Genomic DNA, 24,497 nt, shown 5'->3' on the forward strand with positions numbered 1-24,497 from the left:
AGCGCGTTTGAGCGATCGGAAGAGGCCAACAGGCAGTGGCTGAAGAAAGAGCAAGCGGCGGATCGCAAGCGGGCTGAAGACGCCAAACGGCAGGCCGAGGAAGCACAGCGGAACCCGACCTATTACGCGCCGTCGCCTTCGGAGAGTGGGTCTGGCTCGTCGTCGAATCCATCTTCGGGCGGGTCCAAGTCGGCCAGTTCGTCTGGGTCGACGCGGGGCGTGCGGTCGATCCGGAACAATGGCCGCATCAACGGCGATCCGAGCTGGGTTATCACCTGCACCAGCAGCAGCCGTGTGGTGCGCCGTCGAGGCAACACCTGGACAGACGATACGGGCCACACCTTTTCTGACAGGCTGTGGTCTCTTCCCTTGGAAGATTTTGCTCGGAAGATTTGCGAGTGCCCCACGAAACGCGACAGACCGGGCAGCCGGTCTGTATCGCGGGCAAAGGCGTGGATATGGCGATCCCGGAAGGACTCGAACCCTCAACCTGGCGATTAGAAGTCGCCTGCTCTATCCAGTTGAGCTACGGGACCGCATAGGGCGCGGTCCCCCGCGCCGGGATGTCAGTGGGTCCAGGGGCCGCGGCGGTTGGTGGCGAAATTCTCGCCGTAGCCACCGTTGCGGATGTTGGGCTTGCGCGAGTGCGGCTCGGTCACGACGGCGTCGATGCCGTGTTCCTTGGCGTAGTCCAGCGCGGCCTCTTTGGTGGCGAATCTCATCTTCACCTGCGACTGCGTGTCGGTGCTGGAGGTCCAGCCCATCAGCGGGTCAACTTCGCGTGCCGAGGCGGGCGCATATTCCAGAACCCAGGCTTTGGTCTTGGCCGTCCCCGAGGACATCGCGGTTTTCGCAGGTTTGTAGATACGCGCAGGCATGTCGGAACTCCTCTATCACGGCGAGTTTATCAGGGAAAAAGCCGTAAACGGCAAGAGCAGACCGCCCGTTTTCAGTGCAAAAATGCCGCGGAAAATGGGCGTTGGCCGTCAAAGGGCCCGCAGGGAGCGAGGGGTGGGTGAACGCAGACCCGATGACGGCCAAGCCTGCTGCTTGCTAGCTGTATTCATACGTGCGGGGCGCACCTTTTCGCAAGCGTTTCAATTCAATAAATTTCAAACATCACGCATATTTTTTACGAATATTTCCAACCGGTCTGAAACCTTTACCAATTCAATTGCGTTTTTCCGTCTTCCGCTGTGCGAACAGAATCGGCCAGGCCGTTCCGCAGCAAAAAGCAGGGGTTGAACAAGAACAAAAACAGATCAAATCTGTGGCAACCGCCGGAGATTCTCATGCCTTATGCCCATAATGACGGCTCGATGCCGCTGATGCACGCGCCTGCGCCCGACGTGAAATCGCGCCCGAAACTGGAAGGCGGCAAGAAATTCGTCATGCACTCGGCGTTTGAACCGGCAGGCGACCAGCCCACCGCGATCAAGGAGCTGTCGGCGGGCGTGCTGGACGGCGAGCGCGATCAGGTGCTGCTGGGGGCGACGGGGACGGGCAAGACGTTCACCATGGCGAAGGTGATCGAGGAAACCCAGCGCCCGGCGATCATCCTGGCGCCCAACAAGACGCTGGCGGCGCAGCTGTACGGAGAGTTCAAAGGGTTCTTCCCGGAAAACGCGGTCGAGTATTTCGTCAGCTACTACGACTACTACCAGCCCGAAGCCTACGTGCCGCGGTCAGACACCTATATCGAGAAGGAATCGCAGATCAACGAGCAGATCGACCGGATGCGCCACTCGGCCACGCGGGCGCTGCTGGAGCGGGACGATGTGATCATCGTGGCGTCGGTCAGCTGCATCTACGGTATCGGCTCGGTCGAGACCTACGGGGCGATGACGCAGGACCTGAAGGTGGGCAGCGAGTATGACCAGCGGGCCGTCATCGCGGACCTGGTGGCGCAGCAATACCGGCGCAACGATCAGGGGTTTCAGCGGGGGTCTTTCCGGGTGCGCGGCGACGTGCTGGAGATCTGGCCCGCCCACCTGGAGGACCGCGCCTGGCGGCTGTCGTTCTTTGGCGAAGAGCTGGAGGCGATCACCGAATTCGACCCGCTGACGGGCGAAAAGACCGACTCGTTCGAGCAGATCCGGGTCTACGCGAACTCGCACTACGTGACGCCGAAACCGACGATGCAGCAGGCCATTCAGGGCATCAAGCAAGAGCTGCGCCAACGGCTGGACCAACTGGTGAACGAGGGCAAGTTGCTGGAGGCGCAGCGGCTGGAGCAGCGCTGCAACTTTGACCTGGAAATGCTGGAGGCGACGGGCGTCTGCAACGGGATCGAGAATTACTCGCGCTATCTGACGGGGCGCGCACCGGGCGAGCCGCCGCCCACGCTGTTCGAGTTCATCCCAGACCATGCCATTGTTTTCGCGGACGAATCCCACGTCTCGGTGCCGCAGATCGGCGGCATGTACAAGGGCGACTACCGGCGCAAGTTCACGCTGGCCGAGCACGGGTTCCGGCTGCCCAGCTGCATGGACAACCGCCCGCTGAAGTTCGAGGAATGGGACGCGATGCGCCCGCAATCCGTGTTCGTCAGCGCCACCCCGGCGGCGTGGGAGATGGAGCAGACCGGCGGTGTGTTCACCGAACAGGTGATCCGCCCGACCGGCCTGCTGGACCCGCTGGTGGAAATCCGGCCGGTGGAAATGCAGGTGGACGACCTGCTGGACGAGGTGCGCAAAGTCTCGGCCGCGGGGTTCCGCACGCTGGTGACGACGCTGACCAAACGCATGGCCGAAGACCTGACCGAATACATGCACGAACAGGGCATCCGGGTGCGCTACATGCATTCGGACATCGACACGATCGAGCGGATCGAAATCCTGCGCGACCTGCGGCTGGGAGCGTTCGACGTGCTGATCGGGATCAACCTGCTGCGCGAAGGTCTGGATATTCCGGAATGCGGGCTGGTGGCGATTCTGGATGCGGACAAAGAGGGGTTCCTGCGCTCGGAAACCTCGCTGATCCAGACGATCGGCCGGGCCGCGCGGAACGCCGAAGGGCGGGTCATCATGTATGCGGACCGGATCACCGGCTCGATGGAGCGGGCGCTGGCCGAGACGGACCGACGGCGGGCCAAGCAGATCGCCTATAACGAGGAGCACGGGATCACCCCGGCGACAGTCAAGAAGAACGTCGAGGATATTCTGGCGGGGCTCTATCAGGGCGACACGGATCAGGCGCGGGTCACGGCCAAGATCGACAAGCCGATGCACGGCGCGAACCTGGAGGCGCACCTGGACGGGCTGCGGGTGCAGATGCGCAAGGCCGCCGAGAACCTGGAGTTCGAAGAGGCGGCCCGCCTGCGCGACGAGATCAAGCGGCTGGAAGCGGTCGACCTGGTGATCTCGGACGACCCGCTGGCGCGGCAATCGGCGGTGGACGAGGCGGTCGAGGCGGCAGGTGCTGCGCGCGGTCGCTCAACCGCGGGGCGGCCGGGGCAACGGGGTGGCGTGAAACGGCGGGGGCGCTGAGCTTAACGCCGTTTTAACCCTGTTCAGGGCAGGCTGCGGGGATGCAGACTCCAAGCTCTCCTCTGACGCCCGACGTGTGGCTGAACGACCTGTTCACCAGCAAATCCGTGATGCAAGGCGGCGTGATCCGGCGCAAGGCGCGGGATATCGAGCGATATGCCGGCATGAGGCTGTTCCTGGCAGAGGTGGAGCGACGCGGCTATCAGGCGTTCGAAAACGCGGGGCAAGTGGTGATCCTGTGCAACCAGGGGCCGGTCCGCTGGCTGACAGCGCCCCGGCCACCACGCGCGGTGCCGCTTTCTTTCAAAGAAAGCGGTCCGAAATCTTTCAAAGATTTCGGGGGCGTCAGTCGTGCGTGACGGTCAGGCCCAGAAGGCGCCAGGCCTGCATGCCTCCGCGGTAGTAGGAGATGTGGTCGGCGGGGTAACCGGCCTCGATCATGTTGCGGATCGCCGTGGGGGACTGGCCGCACCAGTTGCCGTTGCAGAACAGCGCCACGCGTTTGGGGGCCGCGCAATCCCAGCCGTCGAAGTCGGGCTCGCAGCCCAGCTCGCCCAGGTAGTCGATGACCTGCGTGTAGGGCACGTTCACCGCCCCGGGGATGGAGCCGTTCGCGAACCATTCAGGCGTGCGCGAATCCATCACGACCACTTCGGGGTCTTGCAGCATCTCGAGCAGTTCCAGCTCGCCGATGGTTGTGACGCCTTCGGCCGGGCTCATCGGCTGGACGCAGAAGGGCGGGCAGGCGCGCGAGGTGCGGGCCCACTCGCCACTCAGCTCGTTCGCGTTGTCCTGAATTCGGGCGATCCGCGCGGGGCCGTCGGGCGTGGGCACGGTGACTTCGGCCAGATCGGGGCGGATGTTGACGGGTTTGTCCTGCGCCAGCGCGGGGCCGGCAACCAGCAAGAGAATGACAGCGACGAGACGGAACACCTTTTGGACCTCTGCAAATTCAGTGTGACAAAGCGCGCTGGGAGGTCGATTGAAAACCCCCGGCACATTCGGCATAGTATGCGCAAGAGTAGCAGACCCGGGCACGGGATACAGGTAAAATCTCCGGACCGCGCCCACCCGAACCGAGGCAAACCAACCATGAAGTCCCTTTTTGCAAGCCTGTCGCTGGCTTGCTGTACCGTTCTTGTTAGCCATTCCCCCGCCGCGGCTGGCCTGATCGAGCAGGCGTGCCTGACCTCGGCCCGGCAAAGCGCCAGCGGGCAGCTGTGTGGCTGCATCCAGCGCGTCGCTGACCAGACCCTGACCAGCCAGGACCAGCGCATCGCCGCCAGGTTCTTTGAGGATCCGCATCGCGCGCAGGAAATCCGCCAGTCGGTCAACACCCGGCACGAGGCGTTCTGGGAACGCTACAAGGAATTCGGCGCCTCTGCCGCCGCCGCCTGCAACTGAGCCGCCTTCGTATTGCCTAAGCCCCGACCTTGCGCCATGATCCGGTGCAAGGAGTGGCTTTTCATGCGTAAATTTCTGGTGATCCTCGACGACAGCCGTGAATGCCTGAACGCGATGCGCTTTGCCGCGATGCGCGCGGCCAAGACCGGGGGCGGAGTGCAGATCCTGTCGGTCATCCCGCCGGAAGAGTTCAACCACTGGATCGGCGTCTCGGACATCATGCGCGAGGAAGCGCGGGAACGCATCACCGTGCATTTCGAGGTGTTCGCCAAGTGGATGCGCGACCGCCAGAACGTGGACCCCGAACTGGTGATCCGCGAAGGCGAGGCGGTGACCGAGATCCTGGCGCAGATCAAGGCCGATCCCGATATCGGTGTGCTGGTGCTGGGCGCGGGCACCGAACGCAAGGGCCCCGGCCCGCTGGTGACACAGATGAGCCGCAGCGCGGGCACCCTGCCCGTCCCCATCACCATCGTTCCGGGCGACATGTCCAAGGAGCGGCTGGAAGCCATCACATGACAATTGCCCAGAGGAAGGCCCAGATGACCCGATCCTTGCGCGTGATCCTGCTGATTGCTCTGCCCCTGCTGACCCTTGGCTCGGCGCTGCGGGCGCAATCGATGGACGACCCGTTCCGCCCCGACTGGATGAGCTATTCCGACCTGCAATTCCTGCAAACCGGGCTGACGCTGCAGGGGCTGTATGTCGGGCTGATCGACGGCAAGTGGGGCAAGGGCAGTCAGGGCGCTTTGGAGCGTGCTTTGGGTCGCGCGTCCGGCTCGGACATCCGCAATCGCGATCTGCTGCCGTTGTTGCAGGCGACGCGCGATGCGATCCAGACGGATTTCTGGCAGGGCGTCACCGATTTCCCCGACAAGGTGACGTTCCTGGCCCCGATGTCCGTGGTCCAGCAGGACTTGGGATCAGAGCTGTTCACGCTGCAATCCCCGGACCAGAGCCTGAAGATCCGCCTGATCGAGAACGACAAGGACAAGACCGTCGAGATGCACAAGTGGTTGATCGAAAACCACAAAGGCACCAAGCAGCAGCTGTACCAGAAGTATGACAAGACGGTGCTGATCACCTCGGGGCTGCTGGGCAACGGCAAGACGGTGTACCTGCGCTCGCAATATGCGCGCAGCCAGACGATCGTGACGGTGCTGGTGCAGTACGACCCCTCGGAGAAAGAGCGCGGGCAGCTGGTGGCGGCCTCGATCAGCTATGACCGGCCGATCACGCTGACGCTGGACCAATACGGCACGCTGGCGCGGCTGATGAGCGAAGGCACCACCCCGGTGCGCCCGTCGCAACCGGCCCAGCCGGGGGGCGGGATTTCCGGTGGCGGATCGGGCGGCGGCATCGGGATTTCGCGGCCCGCACCGGGGACGGGCACCCAGCCTGCGCCGCCGGCACAGCCGGGCGGAGGCTCGGGCGGGGGGATCGGGATCGGCCGGCCGGCCGCGCCGATTGCCTCGGGCAGCTTCACCATCCCGCCGGTGCCGATGTCCGAGTAACAGATTAGAACCATTCCAAACCTTGACTCTGACGCCCCTCGGGCGCATATCCAAGGCAGACCATATAAGGCACGTGACAGATGTTCATTCAGACCGAGTCCACCCCGAACCCCGCAACGCTGAAATTCCTGCCCGGCCAGTCCGTGCTGGAGATGGGAACCGCTGATTTCCCCTCGGCCGAGGGCGCGGAAAAATCGCCGCTGGCACAGCGGATTTTCGCGGTGAACGGCGTGTCGGGCGTGTTCTTTGGCACCGATTTCGTGACCGTGACCAAGTCGGACAAGGTCGAGTGGGACCACATCAAACCGGCCCTGCTGGGCGCGATCATGGAGCATTTCCAATCCGGCCAGCCGGTGATGGCAGGCGAAGGCACCGCTGCGGGCGGCCATGCTGACCATGACGGCCCGGACGGTGAAATCGTCGGCCAGATCAAAGAGTTGCTGGATACGCGGGTGCGTCCGGCCGTGGCGCAAGATGGCGGCGACATCACGTTCCACGGCTTTGATCGCGGCGTCGTTTACCTGCACATGCAGGGCGCCTGCGCGGGCTGCCCGTCCTCGACCCTGACGCTGAAAATGGGCATCGAGAACCTGCTGCGCCACTACATCCCCGAAGTGACCGAGGTCCGCCCGGTCAATGTCTGATCGCAGGATCCTGGCCTTCGACACATCGGCCGCGCATTGCGCGGCCGCTTTGCTATGCGGGGACCGGGTGATCGTGGCGCGCGCCGAGGAAATGGGCCGCGGCCAGGCCGAACGGCTGATCCCCCTGCTAGAGGACGTGCTGGCCGAGGGCGGCATCGGCTGGGGCGATCTGGACGCCATCGGCGTGGGCGTGGGCCCCGGCAATTTTACCGGCATCCGCATCAGCGTGTCAGCGGCGCGTGGGCTGGCGCTGGGGCTGGACGTGCCGGCCATCGGCGTGTCCGGGTTCGAGGCGATCGCCTTTGGCACAACCGACCTGCCCGCCATTCCGGGCCCGCGTGGGCAGCTGTATGTGCAGCGCGGCACCCCTGATCTGATCCCGGCGGACGAGGTGGACGAGCCCGTCGCCCTGCCCCCTGCCCCGGCCGATTTCGCCGTGGCCATCGCGCGCGTCGCCCTTTCGAGGCTGGACGGCCCGCATGAGGCGCCCGCGCCTATGTATGTCAAACCCGCAGACGCGGCCCCGTCGAAGGACGCGCCGCCGGTGATTCTGGATGACGCCTGAGGCCCTTGCCGCCCTCCACGCGCGGGCCTTTACGGTGCAGCGACCGTGGAGCAGCGCGGAATTTGCCGATCTTCTGGACTCGGCCTTTGTGTTTGCGGTCGGCTCGGACGCGGCATTTGCGATGGGGCGGGTGATCGCGGATGAGGCGGAATTGCTGACGCTGGCCACCGATCCGCAGCACCAGCGCCGGGGATTGGGCCGGATGATGCTGGACGCCTACCACGCTCAGGCCGCCGAACGCGGCGCGACCCGCAGTTTCCTGGAGGTCGCGGCGGATAATTTCGGGGCCATCGCGCTATATGAATCAGCGGGTTACAAATCGGACGGACGGCGGCCGGGCTATTACCACATGCAAAATGGCGCACGTGTGGATGCGGTGCTGATGTCACGCGCATTGCCCTGACGTAACCTTTCCATTTGGTCAAAATCTGCGCGCTTTCCCCCCAGATTCCTGTTGACCGCCACACCCCCCTGCGGCCTAAATTCTTTCAGGAACAGACCTGATCTGCTCAATAAGCGGGGCTGCACGATCAGCCCCCGCCAACACCGTGGGAGAATACCAATGACCCTGATGACCAAATTCCTGGGCGCCGCTGCTGCCGTGGCGCTGTCCGCTGGCGCGGCCCTGGCCGAACCGGCCCTGATCTTTGACCTGGGCGGCAAGTTCGACAAGTCGTTCAACGAGGCCGCCTTCAACGGCGCATCCCGTTGGGCCGACGAAACTGGCGGCACCTTCCGCGAGATCGAGCTGCAGTCCGAAGCACAGCGCGAGCAGGCCCTGCGCCGCTTCGCCGAAGCTGGCGCGAACCCGATCATCACCATGGGCTTTGCCATGGCCGACCCGCTGAGCGCCGTGGCACCCGATTACCCGAACACCAAGTTCGTCGTGGTCGACGTGACCTGGATCAGTGGCGACAACATCCGCCAGATCGGTTTTGCGGAACATGAGGGCTCGTACCTGGTCGGGATGCTGGCGGCGATGGCCTCGAAATCCGGCACCGTGGGCTTTGTCGGCGGCATGGACGTTCCGCTGATCCGTCACTTTGGCTGCGGCTACGCGCAGGGCGCGATGGCGGTGAACCCGGATGTCAAAGTGGTCGCCAACATGACCGGCACCACCCCCAGCGCGTGGAATGACCCGGTGAAGGGCTCGGAACTGGCGAAAGCGCAGATCAGCCAGGGCGCGGACGTGATCTATGCCGCGGCCGGCGGCACCGGCGTGGGCGTTCTGCAGACCGCAGCCGACGAAGGCATCCTGTCGATCGGCGTGGACAGCAACCAGAACCACCTGCATCCGGGCAAGGTGCTGACCTCGATGCTGAAGCGCGTGGACGTGGCCGTGTACGAGGCGATGAAGGCCGGTGACGCGGTGGAAACCGGCGTCGTGAACATGGGCCTGGCCGAAGACGGCGTGGGCTATGCGCTGGACGACAACAACGCCGCGCTGATCAGCGACGAGATGAAGGCCAAGGTCGATGCCGCCCGTCAGGACATCATCGACGGCAAGCTGAAGGTCGCAAGCTACTACGAAAACGACAGCTGCCCCGTTCTGAAATTCTGATTTCGGGTTAGTACGTAAACCTTGGGCCGTGCTGGGAAATCGGCGCGGCCCTTTTGATGTCAGGGGGACAGATGTCGGACGTGGCGCCAGCGATCGAGCTGAAGGGGATCTCCAAGGCCTTTGGGCCGGTTCAGGCGAACAAGGATATCTCGATCCGGGTGATGCCCGGCACGATCCACGGGATCATCGGGGAAAACGGGGCCGGGAAATCGACGCTGATGTCGATCCTGTACGGGTTCTACAAGGCCGACAAGGGCGAGGTGTTCATCCACGGCAAGCGCACCGCGATCCCCGACAGCCAGGCCGCGATCGCGGCGGGCATCGGCATGGTGTTCCAGCACTTCAAGCTGGTCGAGAATTTCACCGTTCTGGAAAACGTCATCCTTGGCGCCGAGGACGGGCGGCTGCTGCGGCCATCCTTGGCGAAGGCCCGGAAAGAGCTGAAGCGGCTGGCCGAGGATTACGGCCTGAACGTGGACCCGGACGCGGTGATCGAGGAGATCGGCGTGGGGATGCAGCAGCGGGTCGAAATCCTGAAGGCGCTGTACCGTCAGGCGGATATCCTGATCCTGGACGAACCCACGGGCGTGTTGACGCCCGCCGAGGCGAACCAACTGTTCCGCATTCTGGACAGGCTGCGGGCCGAGGGGAAAACCATCGTCCTGATCACCCATAAACTGCGCGAAATCATGGAGATAACGGACACCGTCAGCGTCATGCGACGGGGTCAGATGACGGCGACGGTCAAGACTGCCGAGACAAGCCCCGAGCAATTGGCCGAGCTGATGGTGGGCCGCAAGGTGCTGCTGCGGGTGGACAAGGCGCCCGCCAAGCCGGGCGCGGTGGTGCTGGACGTGCAGGGGCTGAACGTCACCGATGAAAAGGGTGTGCAGCGGCTGAAGGATGTCTCGCTGAGCATCCGGGCGGGCGAGATTCTGGGCATCGCGGGGGTCGCCGGCAACGGTCAGTCCGAACTGCTGGAGGTGCTTGGCGGCATGACGCGCGCCACCGGGCGGATCACGTTGAACGGCGAGGAGATCGACCTGACGGGGCGGCACTCGGACGGGCAATCGCGCCGGGCGCGGGGCATCGCGCATGTCCCCGAGGATCGCCAGCGCGAAGGGCTGATCATGGATTTCTTCGCGTGGGAAAACGTGGCGTTCGGCTATCACCGCGATCCGGCGTATCGGCGCGGGGTGCTGATGGACAACGCCGCCCTGCAGGAAGACACCGCGCGCAAGATGGAGAAATTCGACGTCCGCCCGCCGAACCCGTGGCTGACGGCCAAGAACTTCAGCGGGGGCAACCAGCAGAAGATCGTGGTGGCGCGGGAAATCGAGCGCAACCCCACCCTGCTGCTGGTCGGCCAGCCGACGCGGGGCGTGGACATCGGCGCGATCGAGTTCATCCACAACCAGATCGTCGCGCTGCGCGATCAGGGGGCGGCGGTGCTGCTGGTCTCGGTCGAGCTGGACGAAATCCTGAGCCTGTCGGACCGGATCGCGGTCATGTTCGACGGCAAGATCATGGGCGAACGCCTGCCCGGCCAGACCGATGCGGGCGAATTGGGCCTGCTGATGGCAGGCATGAACGGAAGGGCCGCGTGATGGAAAAGATGCCGAAATGGGCCGACGTGGTGCTGATCCCGCTGATCAGCCTGCTGCTGGCGGCAGTGCTGTCGGCGCTGGTGATCCTGGCGATCGGAGAAGACCCCTGGGCCGCGCTGAAGATGATGGTGCAGGGTGCCTTGGGCAGCACCTATGGCTGGGGCTACACGCTGTATTACGCGACGAACTTCATCTTCACCGGGCTGGCCGTGGCGGTCGCCTTTCACGCGCGGATGTTCAACATCGGCGGCGAGGGACAGGCCATGCTGGGCGGCCTTGGCGTGGCGCTGGTGTGCCTGTACATGCCGTGGCCGCATTGGACGGTGGCGGTGATCGGGGCCTCGGTCGTGGGGGCGGCGTTCGGCGCGGCCTGGGCGGCCCTGCCCGCCTGGCTGCAGGCCAAACGCGGCAGTCACATTGTGATCACGACGATCATGTTCAACTTCATCGCCTCGGCGCTGCTGAACTACGTGCTGGTGAACGTGCTGCGGCCCAAGGGCTCGATGGATCCGGCGACGGCCAAGTTTCCGGCCGCAACGCATCTGCCGACCCTGCATGAGCTGCTGCTGCCGCTGGGGATCAAGTTCTCAAAGGCCGCGCCTGCAAATGTCAGCCTGCTGATCGCGCTGGCGGCCTGTGTCTTCGTGTGGCTGCTGATCTGGCGCACCCGGCTGGGGTATGAAATCCGCGCCTTTGGCCATTCAGAATCGGGGGCGAAATACGCGGGCATCAGCGCGGTGAAAATCACCGTGGTGGCAATGCTGATCTCGGGCGCGCTGGCCGGGCTGATGTCGGTCAACACCACCATGGGCGAGGCCGAGCGGCTGGTGCTGAACGCGACCGAGGGCGCGGGCTTTATCGGGATCGCGGTGGCGCTGATGGGGCGCAGTCACCCGTTCGGAGTGCTGCTGGCGGCGATCCTGTTCGGGTTCCTGTACCAGGGCGGGGCCGAGCTGGCGCTGTGGACCAACATCCCGCGCGAGATGATCGTGGTCATTCAGGCGCTGGTGATCCTGTTCACGGGCGCGCTGGACAACATGGTGCGGATGCCGCTGGAAAAACTGTTCCTGTCCCTGCGCCGGAAGGAGGGCTGAGCCATGGATTACATGACGATCCTGCAAATCCTGGACTCGACCGTGCGACTGGCGGTGCCGTTGCTGCTGGCCTGTCTGGCCGGGCTGTATTCGGAACGCGCCGGGATTTTCGACATCGGGTTAGAGGGCAAGATGCTGGCCGCCGCGTTCTTCTCGGGCGCTGTGGCGGCGGTGTCGGGCAGCGCGTGGCTGGGGCTGCTGGCGGGGATGGGCGCGTCGCTGGTGCTGTCGGCGCTGCACGGGCTGGCCTCGATCACGTTCCGGGGCAATCAGCTGATCTCGGGCGTGGCGGTGAACTTTCTGGCGGCGGGCATGACGGTGGTCGTGGCGCAGGACTGGTTCAAGCAGGGCGGGCGCACCCCGTCGCTGTCGGGTGCCGCCCGGTTCGAGCCGATCACCCTGCCCGGCGCCGAGGCGCTGCGGGACGTGCCCATTCTGGGGCCGCTGTACGCCGAGCTGATCTCGGGCCACACCAGCCTGGTCTACATCGCCTTTGCCTGCGTGCCGCTGACTTGGTGGGCGCTGTATCGCACGCGTTTTGGCCTGCGCCTGCGGGCGGTGGGTGAAAACCCCGCAGCGGTGGATACGGCAGGCGTGTCGGTGGTGGGGCTGCGCTATGCGGCGGTCGCCATCTGCGGCGTGCTGTGCGGTATCGCGGGGGCCTATCTGGCCACGGCGCTTCAGGCGGGCTTCGTCAAGGATATGACGGCGGGCCGGGGCTATATCGCGCTGGCGGCGCTGATCTTCGCCAAGTGGCGGCCGTGGTACGCACTGTTGGCGACGCTGCTTTTCGGGCTGCTGCAGGCGATCGCGCTGCGTTATCAGAACATCGACCTGGGCGCGATCACGATCCCGGTGCAGGTGATGGACGCGCTGCCCTATATCCTGACCGTGGTGATCCTGGCGGGCTTTGTCGGCAAGGCCATCCCCCCACGCGCGGGCGGCGAGCCCTACGTCAAGGAACGCTGAACACAGCGTATCAGCATCTTTTTTAGGCCCAGCCGGATTTCCCCGGCTGGGCCGCTTGCCAATCGCCCCGCCCCCGCGCAAAGGTAGGACATGCAAATCTATCTGCCGATCGCGGAAATCTCGGTGAATGCGTTCCTTCTGCTGGGGATCGGCGGAATGGTGGGCGTTTTGTCCGGCATTTTCGGCGTGGGCGGCGGGTTTCTGATTACCCCCCTGCTGTTTTTCGTGGGCATCCCGCCGGCGGTGGCCGTTGCGACCTCGGCCAACCAGATCGTGGCGTCCTCGGTGTCGGGGCTGCTGGCGCATCTGCGGCGCAAGAACGTCGACCTGAAGATGGGATGGGTGCTGCTGGGCGGCGGGCTTGTCGGCTCGGGGCTGGGGGTGGCGCTGTTCAACTACCTGAAATCGCTGGGACAAGTCGATCTGCTGGTGCGGCTGTGCTACGTGCTGTTCCTGGGCGTGATCGGCGCGCTGATGCTGGTCGAGGGGCTGCGCGCCCTGCGCCGCGCCCGCATGGGCGGCGGTGCCGTTCTGAAGAAACGCAACCGCAACTGGGTGCACACGGCGCCGCTGAAGGTGCGGTTCCGGACCTCGGGGCTGTATATCTCGATCATTCCGCCGCTGCTGGTGGGGTTTTGCGTGGGGATGCTGGCGGCGGTGATGGGCGTGGGCGGCGGTTTCATCATGGTGCCAGCGATGATCTACATTCTGGGCATGCCGACGCGGGTGGTGATCGGCACCTCGCTGTTCCAGATCATATTCGTGGCGGCGTTCACCACGCTGCTGCACGCGATCACCAACCACACGGTGGACCTGCCGCTGGCGCTGTTCCTGCTGGTCGGCGGGGTCGTGGGCGCGCAGATCGGCACGCGGATCGGGGTACAGCTGAAGGCTGAACAGCTGCGCGTGCTGCTGGCGCTGCTGGTGCTGGCGGTCTGCGCCAAGATCGCGCTGGAGCTGCTGCTGGAGCCGTCCGAGCTCTACTCGATCGCGACGGGAGGCGGCAAATGATCCGGTTGCTTGTCCTGCTGGCCCTGCTGTTCGCCCGCCCGCTGTGGGCCGAAGAGGCCGTCGTGCTGGGCCTGAGCCGCGACGAGGTGGCGATCACGGCGCGGTTCGATGGCTCGGACATCCTGATTTTTGGCGCGGTAAAACGCGAAACCGCGATCCCGACCGATCCGCTGGACGTCATCATCGCGATTGCCGGGCCGTCCAGCCCGGTCACGTTGCGGCGCAAGGATCGGGTGGCGGGGATCTGGGTGAACGCGGCCTCGGTTCAGATCGGATCCGCCCCGAGCTTTTATGCGGTGGCCAGCTCGCGCCCCCTGACACAGGTGCTGAGCGAGGACGAGGACCGCCGCTATGGCATCTCGGTCGAGCGCAGCATCAACGCGATCGTGACGCCCGGCATGACGGTGAATGCCAACGAATTCACGCAGGCGCTGCTGCGCATCCGCAAAGAGGAAGGCGTTTATCAGCAGCTGGAAGGCGCAGTGCGGGTGGACCAGCAGACGCTGTTTCACAGCTCGATCGCGCTGCCGGCGAACCTGACCGAGGGCACCTATCGGACCCGGATTTTCCTGGCCCGCGAAGGCAAGGTGATCGCCCGCCTGCAAACCAAGATCGACGTGCGCAAGGTCGGGCTGGAGCGGTTCCTGTACAATCTGGCGCAAGAGCAGGCCACGCTGTACGGGCTGCTGTCGCTGGTGATTGCGGTGATCGCGGGTTGGGGGGCCTCGGCGCTGTTCCGGCTGATCCGGCTGGGCTGACCGGCCTAGCCGCGCCCGATATAGGGCATTTTCGTCGCCATGATCGTCATGAACTGCACGTTCGCCGCAGGCGGCAGTTGCGCCATGTTCAGCACCGCGTCAGCGACATGAGACACGTCCATCGAGGGCGGCGGGTTGTCGGGGTTGCGGGCGATGATGCCCTCTAGCAGTTCGGTCCGGGCGTTGCCGATGTCGATCTGGCCGCAGGCGATATCAAACGGGCGGCCGTCCAGCGAGATCGTCTTGGTCAGGCCGGTGATCGCGTGCTTGGTGGTGGTGTAAGTCACCGACCCTTCGCGCGGGGTGTGGGCACTGATCGAACCGTTGTTGATGATCCGCCCACCCTGCGGCTGCTGACGGCGCATCAGGCGGAACGCGGCGCGGGCGCACAGGAACATGCCGTCCAGATTGACCGAACGGACGCGGTGCCAGTCCTCCAGCGTGATTTCGTCGATGGGGGCGGCCTGACCGAACATGCCGGCGTTGTTGAACAGCACGTCCAGCCGCCCGGCCTGCGCGGCGAAGGCGTCGAACGCGGCGTCCACCTGCGCGGGGTCGGTCACGTCGCAGGGCAGGATCACGGCGTTGGCGTGCCCCTCGGCCACGGTGTCCAGCGCCTCGCGGCGGCGGGCCAGCAGGCCGACGCGCCAGCCTTCGGCCAGGAATTTGCGCGCACAGGCGGCACCGATACCGGCGCTGGCCCCGGTGATGAGGACGGTTTTCATGGCTCCTCCACAGTCGGTTGCAGGGTCAGGGGGGCGGCGGGCAGCGCGCGCAGGTCATCGACGCGCAGCGGCTCGGACGGTTTGGAGAGGCGGTTGCGGACGACCCAGAACAGGCGCTGCTCGGCCCGGGTGATGGCGACATAGGCGAGGCGTTTCCACAGGGGTTGGCCCGCCTCGCTGCGGCCCATGCGGGCGGCGGCGTAGAGGTCGGGGGCGAACACCTGCACGTTTTCCCACTGGCTGCCCTGCGCCTTGTGGATCGTCACGGCCGCGCCATGCAGAAAGGCCGCACCCATGTTGGCCGCGAAGGGGATAAAGGGTTCCTCTTCGTCCGGTTTCTCGATCTTGATGATCGAGGCGACGTTGACCTGCGGGTCTTCGGCCCCCATGACGTGCATCCGCGAGAAACCGGGCTTGCGCCCCGGCCCCAGATAGATGACCTGCGCGCCCTTGATGAGGCCGCGTGCCTCAAGATCCACGCGTTTCTTGCGGTGTTTCAGGGGCAGCTCGATCCCGTCGCAGATCAGCGGCTCGCCTTCCAACAGCTCGTCCTCGGGGGCGCCATAGACGGCGCGGAAGGCGTTGATCAGGCGGATGCGGGTGGCGTTGCGCCAGACCAGAACGGGCGAGCGGGCCATCAGGTCCACCTCGACCCGCTGGGCCCAGACGACGCGGTCGTCGCGGCGGGCGGCGTCCTCGATCATGCGTTCGAACTGCTCGAAGCTGAGGGCGGGGTCGGCCAGCGCGTGGGCCAGATCCAGAATAGGGTTGTCGGCGTCCTGACGGTGGATGCGGTGAAGCTCCTGCTTGGCCTCGGGGGGCAGCACGTCGAACACCATCTGGCCGGACTGGCCAACGGGGGCCAGCTGCGCGGGGTCGCCGAACAGCACCAGCATCGGGAAAATCTCTTTCAGATCCTCGAACTGCTTTTCGTCCAGCATCGAGGATTCGTCGATGAAGCCGATGTCCAGCGGATCGTCGCGGCGTTTCCAGCCGGTGATGAAATCGCTGCCGCGCAGGCCAGCCGCGGCCAGCGCGCCGGGGATGGATTTGTGCAGCTGATAAAAGGCGTGGGCGCGGTCGAGTGCTTCTTCGGTCAGGCCTTCGATCTGCGGGCGCTCGCCGTTGCTGGCCAGCCAGTCAGCGATCTTCTCGTACTCCGGGTCATAGACCGGGGTGTAGAGGATGCGGTGGATCGTGGTCGCAGGGACGCCGCGATTTCGCAAAACGCTGGCGGCCTTGTTGGTGGGGGCCAGAATGGCGAGGGTGCGGCGGTCCTTGCGGCGCTTGCCCTCGTAATCACCGGAAACGATGTCGACCCCGGCCTGTTCCAGCGCCTTGGTCAGCTCGGACAGCAGCAGGGTTTTGCCCGACCCGGCCTTGCCCAGAACGGCCATGACGCGGGTTTTGCCCTCGGTCGCGGGGGTCAGTTCGCCCTCTTCGATGTCCACGCCGAAACCGCGCAGCGCCTCGGCGATGCGGTCATAGGCTTCGGCCTGATCGTGGGAAAATGTCAGCGCGGGCACGGTCATGGGGCGGACCCTACAGCCCATCCGCGCCGGGGGCCAGCCCCGGAAATGGACAAGAAAAAACCGCCGGAGGTTACCCTCCGGCGGCCCGATCCGTCAGCGGCAAAACGCGGATTATTTCTTGCCGGCTTCCAGGACGTCCTCGACGGTGCGCAGGCCGGTGGTCGGGGCCTGAACCAGCACGGCCATGTTGCCGGGCTTGTGCTGGTTGCGCAGCATCTTCATGTGTGCGCTGGGAATTTCGTCCCAGGTGAAAACTTCGGACATGCACGGGTCCAGACGACGCTCGATCATCAGGCGGTTCGCCGAGGCGGCCTGCTTCAGGTTCGCAAAGTGCGAGCCCTGCAGACGCTTCTGGTGCATCCACATGTAGCGCACGTCGAAGGTGCAGTTGAAACCCGAGGTGCCGGCGCAGATCACGACGATCCCGCCTTTTTTCACGATCAGGGTCGACACCGGGAAGGTCGCCTCGCCGGGGTGTTCGAAGACCATGTCAACGCTCACGCCCTTGCCGGTGATGTCCCAGATCGCCTTGCCGAACTTGCGGGCCTCTTTCAGCCACTCGTTATACTCGGGCGAGTTCACCTTGGGCAGCTGGCCCCAGCATTTGAAGTCCGAACGGTTGATCACGCCCTTGGCACCCTGTGCCATCACGAAATCACGCTTGGATTCGTCCGAGATCACGCCGATCGCGTTGGCACCGGCGGTGTTCGCCAGCTGGATCGCGTAGGAACCCAGGCCGCCCGACGCGCCCCAAACCAGAACGTTCTGGCCGGGCTTCAGTTCATGCGGGTGGTGGCCGAACAGCATGCGGTACGCAGTCGCCAGGGTCAGCGTGTAGCAGGCCGACTCTTCCCAGGTCAGGTGCTTGGGACGCGGCATCAGCTGCTGCGCCTGCACACGGGTGAACTGAGCGAACGAACCGTCATGGGTTTCGTAGCCCCAGATCCGCTGGCTGGGCGAGAACATCGGGTCGCCGCCGTTGCATTCTTCGTCGTCGCCGTCGTCCTGGTTACAGTGGATGACGACCTCGTCACCGACTTTCCAGTTCTTGACCTTGTCACCCACGGCCCAGACGATGCCCGAGGCATCCGAACCGGCGATGTGGTAGGGCTGCTTGTGGCCGTCGAAGGGGCTGATCGGAACGCCCAGACCGGCCCAGACGCCGTTGTAGTTCACACCGGCTGCCATCACCAGAACCAGCACTTCGTGGCTGTCGATTTGCCAGGTGTCCACGACTTCGACCTGGAACGATTTGTCCGGCTCGCCGTGACGCTCGCGGCGGATCGCCCAAGCATACATTTTCTTGGGAACGTAACCCAGCGGCGGCATTTCACCGATCTCGTACAGGTCTTTTTCGGGCGCCTCGTAGGGTGCAATGCCCGTATTGGTGTCCAAAGCCATCCAAGCCTCCATCTGTCGTCTCTTGCCGCAGTGCAGAATCGCGGCGTCATGAGTTTGAGATAATTGTGGCCGCGCAACAATGCAATCGCAATTAAGACTTTTTTGTAATTTTATGACCGAGCGAATGCAGAAATTTCAGGCAGATCATGCTGCATTTGCGAAAAAGATGTTTGTTTGGCGCAGCATAAGCCATATGCGCTGATTTCGCTGCCGTGGCGTCATGCAGACGGGACGTTGCTGTCCTGCATCAGGCCCGCAGCACATCGCATCGGACAGGATCAGACTATAGTATAGTGACCACGCGCGCAGCCGGGATTTCGGAATCGTCCGAAATACGGTCATCCGCGGCACTTTGGCCCCGTCCAGCGCCTGTGCAGCGGGCAATCCACCCCTCGCACGGATATGCCGCAACGCGGCGAATTGACAGCGACACGAAATTCCAAGTATCAACACCCGGACGCAAGATTATTGCCAAACTTGATTCACGAGGCCGACATGACCGAGACCAAGAAAGATCGCCCCTGGCTGTTCCGCACCTATGCAGGCCATTCGACCGCCAAGGCCTCGAACGCCCTGTATCGCAGCAACCTGTCCAAGGGCCAGACCGGCCTGTCCGTGGCCTTCGATCTGCCGACCCAGACCGGCTATGATTCGGATCACGTGCTGGCACGTGGCGAGGTCGGCAAGGTCGGCGTGCCCGTCTGCCACCTGGGCGACATGCGCGCGCTGTTCGACGAGATCCCGCTGGAACAGATGAACACCTCGATGACGATTAACGCGACCGCGCCCTGGCTGCTGTCGCTGTACATCGCCGTGGCCGAGGAACAGGGCGCCGACGTGACCAAGCTGCAGGGCACCGTGCAGAACGACCTGATCAAGGAATACCTGTCGCGCGGCACCTATATCTGCCCGCCGAAACCGTCGCTTAAGATGATCGCCGACGTGGCCGAGTATTGCTATACCAGCGTGCCGAAATGGAACCCGATGAACGTGTGTTCCTACCATCTGCAAGAGGCCGGCGCGACGCCCGAGCAGGAACTGGCCTTTGCGCTGGCGACCGCAATCGCCGTGCTGGACGAGCTGAAACCCCGCGTCCCCGCCGAAGATTTCGGCCCGATGGTGGCGCGCATTTCGTTCTTCGTGAACGCGGGCATCCGCTTCGTGACCGAGATGTGCAAAATGCGCGCCTTCGTCGAGCTGTGGGACGAAATCTGCCTGGAGCGCTATGGCGTCACCGACCCGAAACACCGCCGTTTCCGTTATGGCGTGCAGGTGAACTCCTTGGGTCTGACCGAGCAGCAGCCGGAAAACAACGTCTACCGCATCCTGATCGAGATGCTGGCCGTGACCCTGTCGAAAAAGGCCCGCGCACGCGCCGTGCAGCTGCCCGCCTGGAACGAAGCCCTGGGCCTGCCGCGTCCGTGGGATCAGCAATGGTCGCTGCGGATGCAGCAGATCATGGCCTACGAAACCGACCTGCTGGAATACGAAGACCTGTTCGACGGCAACCCCGCCGTTGACCGCAAGGTCGCCGCCCTGAAAGAGGGCGCGCGCCACGAGCTGGCCAACCTGGATTCGATGGGCGGGGCCGTGGCCTCGATCGAATACATGAAGTCGCGCCTGGTGGATTCGAACGCCGAGCGCTTGAACCGGATCGAGAAGAACGAGACCGTCGTCGTCGGCGTAAACCGTTGGATCGAGGGCGAATCCTCGCCGCTGACCGCCGGTGACGGTGGCATCATGGTCGTCGATCCGGCCGTCGAAGCCGAGCAGATCGGCCGCCTGAACGAATGGCGCGCCAGCCGGGATCAGGCCGCCGTTGACGCGGCGCTGGCCGCGCTGCGTGACGCATCGCAAAAGGGCGAAAACGTCATGCCCGCCTCGATCCAGTGCGCCAAGGCCGGAGTCACCACCGGTGAATGGGCCGCACAGATGCGTGTCGTGCACGGTGAATATCGCGGCCCGACCGGTGTTTCGAAATCGGTCTCGAACAAGACCGAAGGGCTGGACAACATCCGCACCGCCGTCGACGCTGTGTCGGACCGCCTGGGCCGCCGCCTGAAGTTCCTGGTCGGCAAACCGGGCCTGGATGGCCACTCGAACGGGGCCGAGCAGATCGCCTTCCGCGCCCGCGATTGCGGCATGGATATCTCGTACGAAGGCATCCGCCTGACGCCCGAGGAAATCGTCAAGGCAGCGCAGGACGAGGACGCCCACGTGGTTGGCCTGTCGATCCTGTCCGGCTCGCACATTCCGCTGGTCGAGGACCTGATGAACCGCATGCGCGCCGCTGGCCTGGGCCATATCCCGGTCGTCGTCGGCGGGATCATCCCCGACGAAGACGGCAAGCGCCTGCTGGCGATGGGCGTGGCCAAGGTCTACACCCCCAAGGATTTCGAGCTGAACACGATCATGATGGACATCGTGGCGCTGGTCGATCCCCAGAAAGCTGCCGCAGAGTAATCTGGCAAGAATACCTCTGACACGCCGCCCGTGGTTGCCATGCCGCGGGCGGTTCTGCATTCTGGCGGCGAAACACCCAAGGGAATTGCCGCATGACGCTGGATATCCGCCCCCTTCGCCCAGAAGACCAAGCCGATTGGCGCCGCCTGTGGACCGCCTATCTGGAATTTTACGAAAGCTCGGTCGCCGAGGAGGTCTATCAAACCACCTTTGCCCGCCTTTTGTCAGCGGATCATCCGGATCAGAACGCTTTCCTGGCCGTGCTGGACGGGCGGGCCGTGGGCCTGGTGCATTACATCACGCATCCGCACAATTGGCGCGTCGAAGATGTGGTTTACCTGCAAGATCTTTACGCAGACCCGACCGTGCGCGGCCAAGGCATCGGTCGCGCGCTGATCGAGAAAGTCTATGATTTCGCAGACAAAAACGGCACACCAACCGTGTACTGGCTGACGCAAGAGTTCAACGCAACGGCGCGCCAACTGTACGACCGGATTGCCCATGTGACCCCTTTCATCAAATATCAACGCTAGGGGCAGGCTACGGTCGCTTCTCTTAATATTCCCTGAACAAGGACATCAGCATGACCATCCATATCGGTGCCAAACCCGGCGAAATCGCGGAAACGGTCTTGTTGCCGGGCGATCCCTACCGCGCCAAATGGGCCGCCGAGACGTTCTTGAAAGACATAAAATTAGTCAATGAAGTCAGGGGGATGCTGGGCTTCACCGGCACCTGGAACGGCCACCCGGTCACGATCCACGGCTCTGGCATGGGGATGCCCTCGCTGTCGATCTACGTCAACGAACTGATCCGGGATTTCGGGGCGAAAACGCTGATCCGGATCGGATCGTGCGGGGGGATGCAGACCAAGGTGAACATCCGCGACGTGATCCTGGCGATGACCGCCTCGTCGCTGTCCACCCCGTCGCGCGGGATTTTCAAAGAGCTGAATTTCGCCCCCTGCGCGGACTGGTCTTTGTTGCGCGCGGCGGCAGAAGCGGCTGAAACCAAAGGGATTTCTTGCCATGTCGGCGGCATCTACTCGTCCGACGTGTTCTATGACGAACGCCCCGATCTGAACGAACAAATGATCCGCCACGGCATTCTTGGGGTCGAGATGGAGGCGGCCGAGCTCTACAATCTGGCGGCCCGTTACGGGGTGCGCGCGTTGGCCGTGCTGACGGTTTCCGACCACCTGATCACCCACGAAGCCCTGCCAAGCGCGGACCGCGAACGCTCGTTCGGGGACATGGTCGAAATCGCCCTGCACGCCGCGTTTTCCTAACGGAGTCAACATCATGCACAGCCTCATCCCGCGCTCTTGGGTCGCCGAGAACATCGAAGCCTTCGTGCACGAGGTCGCCGAGGAGGTCGCCCATTCCGCCAGCGCCGACGTGCTGGACATGATCGAGGGGCTGGCCAAGAAAAACCGCGAGATTCACGAAAAACGCTGCTTCAACCTGAACCCCGCGACCAACGTGATGAACCCCCGCGCCGAGGCGCTGCTGGCCTCGGGTCTGGGCACGCGGCCGTCGCTGGGCTACCCCGGCGACAAATACGAAATGGGCCTTCAGGCCATTGAAAAGATAGAGATTATCGCCGCCGAACTGTGTGCCGAGGTGTTCGGGGCCAAGTATGCGGAAATTCGGGTGCCGTCGGGCGCGATTGCCAACCTCTACGCCTTCATGGCGTTGACCAAACCGGGCGACACGATCATCGCACCGCCCTCTGAAATCGGCGGCCACGTGACCCATCACGCTGCCGGATGTGCGGGGTTGTACGGGCTGCACAGCGTCCCTGCCCCGGTCGATGCGGACGGCTATACCGTCGATCTGAAAGAGCTTTCGCGGCTTGCCAACGAATTGCGCCCGCGCGTGATCACGATCGGAGGCAGCCTGAACTTGTTCCCCCATCCCATCGCGGACATTCGCGCGATCGCGGACGATGTGGGCGCCTATGTGCTGTTCGACGCGGCCCACCAATGCGGGATCATCGCGGGTGGTGCTTGGCCAAATCCGCTGACCGAAGGGGCGCATCTGATGACGATGAGCACCTATAAATCGCTGGGCGGGCCGCCCTCGGGCCTGATCGTCACGGACGCCCCAGAGATCGCTAAGTCGTTGGATTCGATTGCATTTCCCGGCATGACTGCGAATTTCGACGTGTCCAAATCGGCCGCCCTTGCCGTGGCGATGCTGGACTGGCGGGATCATGGCGGGGCTTATGCGGAATGCATGATTGCGACCGCGCAGGCGCTGGCGGGGGCGCTTTCGGCGTTGAACATCCCGGTTTTCGCGGCGGATCGCGGGGCCACGCAGTCGCACCAGTTCGCCATCGAAGCAGCGGCGTTCGGCGGCGGGCAGACGGCCTCGAAAACGTTGGAGAAGGCGGGCTTTCTGGCCTGCGGGATCGGGTTGCCGATTGCCGAGGTTCCAAACGATCTCAATGGGTTGCGCATTGGCACGCCCGAGCTGGTGCGCTGGGGCATGACCCCTGCGGATATGCCCGAGTTGGCCCGCCTGATCGCGGCTGCGCTACGATCAAACGCGCCAGAGTCGCTGGCCACCGAGGTATCTGAGTACCGCAAACAATTTGACCGGCTGCATTTCATCACCGGCGCTTAACGAAGTCTTCATCCGTTCGGTCGTACGATTCCCGGATGAAACCTGACGCTCAATTCACCGACCGTGGCTACGGTCGTATCCGCTCACCGGTGGCGATGCCCAGTCGCCCAGGGCACCCGGCTGCGGGGCAAAGACCTCGATCAGCAGCGGATGACACGCCGCCGCGTCGGAGGAGTGTTCGGAGGAGCAGTCGCCCCCCGGACAGGCCGACAACGCACCCAGAAGGTCGATCTCGGCGAAGAATTCAAGGTAATCACCGGGGCGCACGGGGCTCGCCTTCATGAAGTACTGGCCGGTGTCGCGGGTAAAGCCGGTGCACATGAAGACGTTCAGCACGTCGTGGACATGCGGTTCGGCTTGGGTCAGGGACAGGCCTGTCGCATCCGCCAGTGCGCGCGTCAGGTTGGAGTGACAGCAGTGGTGATACTGCCCGCCGGACAGCAGCGCGTGGGTATACGGATCGCAGCGCGTGCCGATCACATCGTGGACCGAGCCGCCGAACGCGTCGATGCCGTACCATGACAGCGTGTCGTCGATGATCGTCGCCATCGGGCGCAGGTTGGGAAAGCTGGACCACATGCGCTGGCCGGTGGTCAGATGGGTGCCATGCAAGGCGCGGGTCTTACCGGAAAAGAACCGCTCGGTCAGGTCATGCGCGTTCCACAGGTTCAGGTCGCCAACCTGCGGCCCCTCGATGCTGGAGATGCGAAAGAAGTGGCCGGCAGGCACGCGAAAGGCGGCGGCCTCACGCGGGGGGGCCAGAACCTCGTCGATCTTGGTCGCGGTGGCGCGGGCGGCGCGGTACAGGCCCAGCGGCGGCGTGGGCAGCGTCTCGTTCGGGTAGCAGATCACCGGGGCAATGGCCCGGCGGGCGGCGGCATCGGCGGGTTCGGTCATGGCTACCTCAGAGCGTTGGGGGTGGGGTTTCGGCGTGGCAGGTTTGCGGAGCCTTACCGTCCGTGGTGAAGCTTTGCGCCCCGCAGGTGACGCAATGCCAGGCCGCGCGCCCGTCCGTGTCTGCCCGGCGATTGGCGCGCCAACGGCAGTTGCGGGTTTTGCGGTTGGTCAGCAGCAGGACCAGAAGGAAGGCCACGATCAGGCCAATAAGAATGTGCATGGGTCAAGCTGTGACGC

General features: G+C 64.3%; 26 protein-coding genes and 1 tRNA gene. 18 read left to right on the forward strand and 9 right to left on the reverse strand.

The annotated features are described in order from the left end of the window. Positions 1-122: 122 nt before the first annotated feature. The 3 genes from E7681_RS19235 to E7681_RS00195 form a co-directional block, all read right to left on the reverse strand. Positions 123-248: a hypothetical protein gene (locus E7681_RS19235; RefSeq protein ID WP_281277635.1), complete on the reverse strand. Its 126-nt coding sequence runs from the start codon at positions 246-248 to the stop codon at positions 123-125. A 211-nt stretch (positions 249-459) separates the two neighbouring features. Further along, a tRNA-Arg gene (locus E7681_RS00190) sits at positions 460-536 on the reverse strand. 30 nt (positions 537-566) lie between these two features. Further along, a complete protein-coding gene (locus E7681_RS00195; RefSeq protein ID WP_136337242.1) occupies positions 567-878 on the reverse strand; it encodes an ETC complex I subunit in 312 nt (103 codons plus the stop codon). Positions 879-1,292: 414 nt separating this feature from the next. On the opposite strand from E7681_RS00195, the gene uvrB reads away from it, so the two are divergent. Together uvrB and E7681_RS00205 are read left to right on the forward strand one after the other, a co-directional pair. Further along, entirely contained in the window at positions 1,293-3,488 is a 2,196-nt protein-coding gene (gene uvrB, locus E7681_RS00200; RefSeq protein ID WP_136337243.1) for an excinuclease ABC subunit UvrB, read from the forward strand. A gap of 41 nt (positions 3,489-3,529) precedes the next feature. Further along, a complete protein-coding gene (locus tag E7681_RS00205) occupies positions 3,530-3,847 on the forward strand; it encodes an aspartate aminotransferase (RefSeq protein ID WP_136337244.1) in 318 nt (105 codons plus the stop codon). On the opposite strand, the gene E7681_RS00210 is transcribed toward E7681_RS00205, so the two are convergent. Continuing rightward, positions 3,834-4,421 (reverse strand): rhodanese-like domain-containing protein, encoded by a 588-nt coding sequence (locus E7681_RS00210; protein WP_246032370.1) that lies wholly within the window; start codon positions 4,419-4,421, stop codon positions 3,834-3,836. The genes E7681_RS00205 and E7681_RS00210 overlap by 14 nt on opposite strands. A 159-nt stretch (positions 4,422-4,580) precedes the next feature. Between E7681_RS00210 and E7681_RS00215 the strand changes: the two genes are divergently transcribed. From E7681_RS00215 to E7681_RS00270, 12 genes are all read left to right on the forward strand, one after another. After that, positions 4,581-4,892, forward strand: coding sequence for a hypothetical protein (locus tag E7681_RS00215; RefSeq protein ID WP_136337246.1), 312 nt, complete (start codon positions 4,581-4,583; stop codon positions 4,890-4,892). A 63-nt stretch (positions 4,893-4,955) separates the two neighbouring features. Beyond that, positions 4,956-5,411: a universal stress protein gene (locus tag E7681_RS00220; RefSeq protein WP_136337247.1), complete on the forward strand. Its 456-nt coding sequence runs from the start codon at positions 4,956-4,958 to the stop codon at positions 5,409-5,411. Positions 5,412-5,434: 23 nt separating this feature from the next. After that, positions 5,435-6,406, forward strand: coding sequence for a hypothetical protein (locus tag E7681_RS00225; protein WP_136337248.1), 972 nt, complete (start codon positions 5,435-5,437; stop codon positions 6,404-6,406). An 80-nt stretch (positions 6,407-6,486) separates the two neighbouring features. Further along, the gene (locus tag E7681_RS00230; protein WP_136337249.1) at positions 6,487-7,050 is read left to right on the forward strand and encodes a NifU family protein; all 564 of its coding nucleotides are present in this window, start codon (positions 6,487-6,489) and stop codon (positions 7,048-7,050) included. Continuing rightward, complete coding sequence (tsaB, locus tag E7681_RS00235) at positions 7,043-7,615, forward strand: tRNA (adenosine(37)-N6)-threonylcarbamoyltransferase complex dimerization subunit type 1 TsaB (protein ID WP_136337250.1); 573 nt, start codon at positions 7,043-7,045, stop codon at positions 7,613-7,615. Before E7681_RS00230 ends, tsaB begins: the two co-directional genes overlap by 8 nt. Continuing rightward, the gene (locus tag E7681_RS00240) at positions 7,605-8,018 is read left to right on the forward strand and encodes a GNAT family N-acetyltransferase (protein WP_136337251.1); all 414 of its coding nucleotides are present in this window, start codon (positions 7,605-7,607) and stop codon (positions 8,016-8,018) included. The genes tsaB and E7681_RS00240 overlap by 11 nt, the downstream gene beginning before the upstream one ends. A 159-nt stretch (positions 8,019-8,177) precedes the next feature. Further along, complete coding sequence (locus E7681_RS00245; protein WP_136337252.1) at positions 8,178-9,176, forward strand: BMP family lipoprotein; 999 nt, start codon at positions 8,178-8,180, stop codon at positions 9,174-9,176. A 71-nt stretch (positions 9,177-9,247) separates the two neighbouring features. Beyond that, positions 9,248-10,783, forward strand: a complete 1,536-nt coding sequence (locus E7681_RS00250) for an ABC transporter ATP-binding protein (protein WP_136337253.1) — start codon at positions 9,248-9,250, stop codon at positions 10,781-10,783. Beyond that, complete coding sequence (locus tag E7681_RS00255; protein WP_136337902.1) at positions 10,783-11,877, forward strand: ABC transporter permease; 1,095 nt, start codon at positions 10,783-10,785, stop codon at positions 11,875-11,877. Before E7681_RS00250 ends, E7681_RS00255 begins: the two co-directional genes overlap by 1 nt. 3 nt (positions 11,878-11,880) lie before the next feature. Further along, complete coding sequence (locus E7681_RS00260) at positions 11,881-12,846, forward strand: ABC transporter permease (protein ID WP_136337254.1); 966 nt, start codon at positions 11,881-11,883, stop codon at positions 12,844-12,846. A 90-nt stretch (positions 12,847-12,936) separates the two neighbouring features. Beyond that, entirely contained in the window at positions 12,937-13,857 is a 921-nt protein-coding gene (locus E7681_RS00265) for a sulfite exporter TauE/SafE family protein (protein WP_136337255.1), read from the forward strand. Further along, on the forward strand, positions 13,854-14,615 hold the full coding sequence (locus tag E7681_RS00270; protein WP_136337256.1) for a TIGR02186 family protein: 762 nt from the start codon (positions 13,854-13,856) through the stop codon (positions 14,613-14,615). The genes E7681_RS00265 and E7681_RS00270 overlap by 4 nt, the downstream gene beginning before the upstream one ends. 5 nt (positions 14,616-14,620) lie before the next feature. Here the strand turns inward: E7681_RS00270 and E7681_RS00275 are convergent, their stop codons facing one another. From E7681_RS00275 to ccrA, 3 genes are all read right to left on the reverse strand, one after another. Continuing rightward, the gene (locus tag E7681_RS00275; protein ID WP_136337257.1) at positions 14,621-15,340 is read right to left on the reverse strand and encodes an SDR family oxidoreductase; all 720 of its coding nucleotides are present in this window, start codon (positions 15,338-15,340) and stop codon (positions 14,621-14,623) included. After that, entirely contained in the window at positions 15,337-16,872 is a 1,536-nt protein-coding gene (locus E7681_RS00280; RefSeq protein WP_136337258.1) for an ATP-dependent DNA helicase, read from the reverse strand. The genes E7681_RS00275 and E7681_RS00280 overlap by 4 nt, the downstream gene beginning before the upstream one ends. 111 nt (positions 16,873-16,983) lie before the next feature. Then, the gene (ccrA, locus tag E7681_RS00285) at positions 16,984-18,273 is read right to left on the reverse strand and encodes a crotonyl-CoA carboxylase/reductase (RefSeq protein WP_136337259.1); all 1,290 of its coding nucleotides are present in this window, start codon (positions 18,271-18,273) and stop codon (positions 16,984-16,986) included. A gap of 495 nt (positions 18,274-18,768) precedes the next feature. On the opposite strand from ccrA, the gene E7681_RS00290 reads away from it, so the two are divergent. The 4 genes from E7681_RS00290 (at position 18,769) to E7681_RS00305 (ending at position 23,363) form a co-directional block, all read left to right on the forward strand. Then, positions 18,769-20,736: a protein meaA gene (locus tag E7681_RS00290; RefSeq protein ID WP_136337260.1), complete on the forward strand. Its 1,968-nt coding sequence runs from the start codon at positions 18,769-18,771 to the stop codon at positions 20,734-20,736. A gap of 92 nt (positions 20,737-20,828) precedes the next feature. Then, a complete protein-coding gene (locus tag E7681_RS00295) occupies positions 20,829-21,269 on the forward strand; it encodes a GNAT family N-acetyltransferase (RefSeq protein ID WP_136337261.1) in 441 nt (146 codons plus the stop codon). Between the two features lie 50 nt (positions 21,270-21,319). Continuing rightward, positions 21,320-22,024 (forward strand): purine-nucleoside phosphorylase, encoded by a 705-nt coding sequence (gene deoD, locus E7681_RS00300; protein WP_136337262.1) that lies wholly within the window; start codon positions 21,320-21,322, stop codon positions 22,022-22,024. 13 nt (positions 22,025-22,037) lie between these two features. Continuing rightward, positions 22,038-23,363, forward strand: a complete 1,326-nt coding sequence (locus E7681_RS00305) for a serine hydroxymethyltransferase (protein WP_136337263.1) — start codon at positions 22,038-22,040, stop codon at positions 23,361-23,363. Positions 23,364-23,417: 54 nt separating this feature from the next. Here the strand turns inward: E7681_RS00305 and E7681_RS00310 are convergent, their stop codons facing one another. Together E7681_RS00310 and E7681_RS00315 are read right to left on the reverse strand one after the other, a co-directional pair. Further along, entirely contained in the window at positions 23,418-24,260 is an 843-nt protein-coding gene (locus tag E7681_RS00310; protein ID WP_136337264.1) for an urea carboxylase-associated family protein, read from the reverse strand. Between the two features lie 7 nt (positions 24,261-24,267). Then, positions 24,268-24,480: a hypothetical protein gene (locus E7681_RS00315; RefSeq protein ID WP_136337265.1), complete on the reverse strand. Its 213-nt coding sequence runs from the start codon at positions 24,478-24,480 to the stop codon at positions 24,268-24,270. Positions 24,481-24,497 lie beyond the last annotated feature (17 nt).

The organism is Thalassobius vesicularis (genome assembly GCF_004799325.1).
In the GTDB taxonomy this organism is placed as follows: domain Bacteria; phylum Pseudomonadota; class Alphaproteobacteria; order Rhodobacterales; family Rhodobacteraceae; genus Thalassobius; species Thalassobius vesicularis.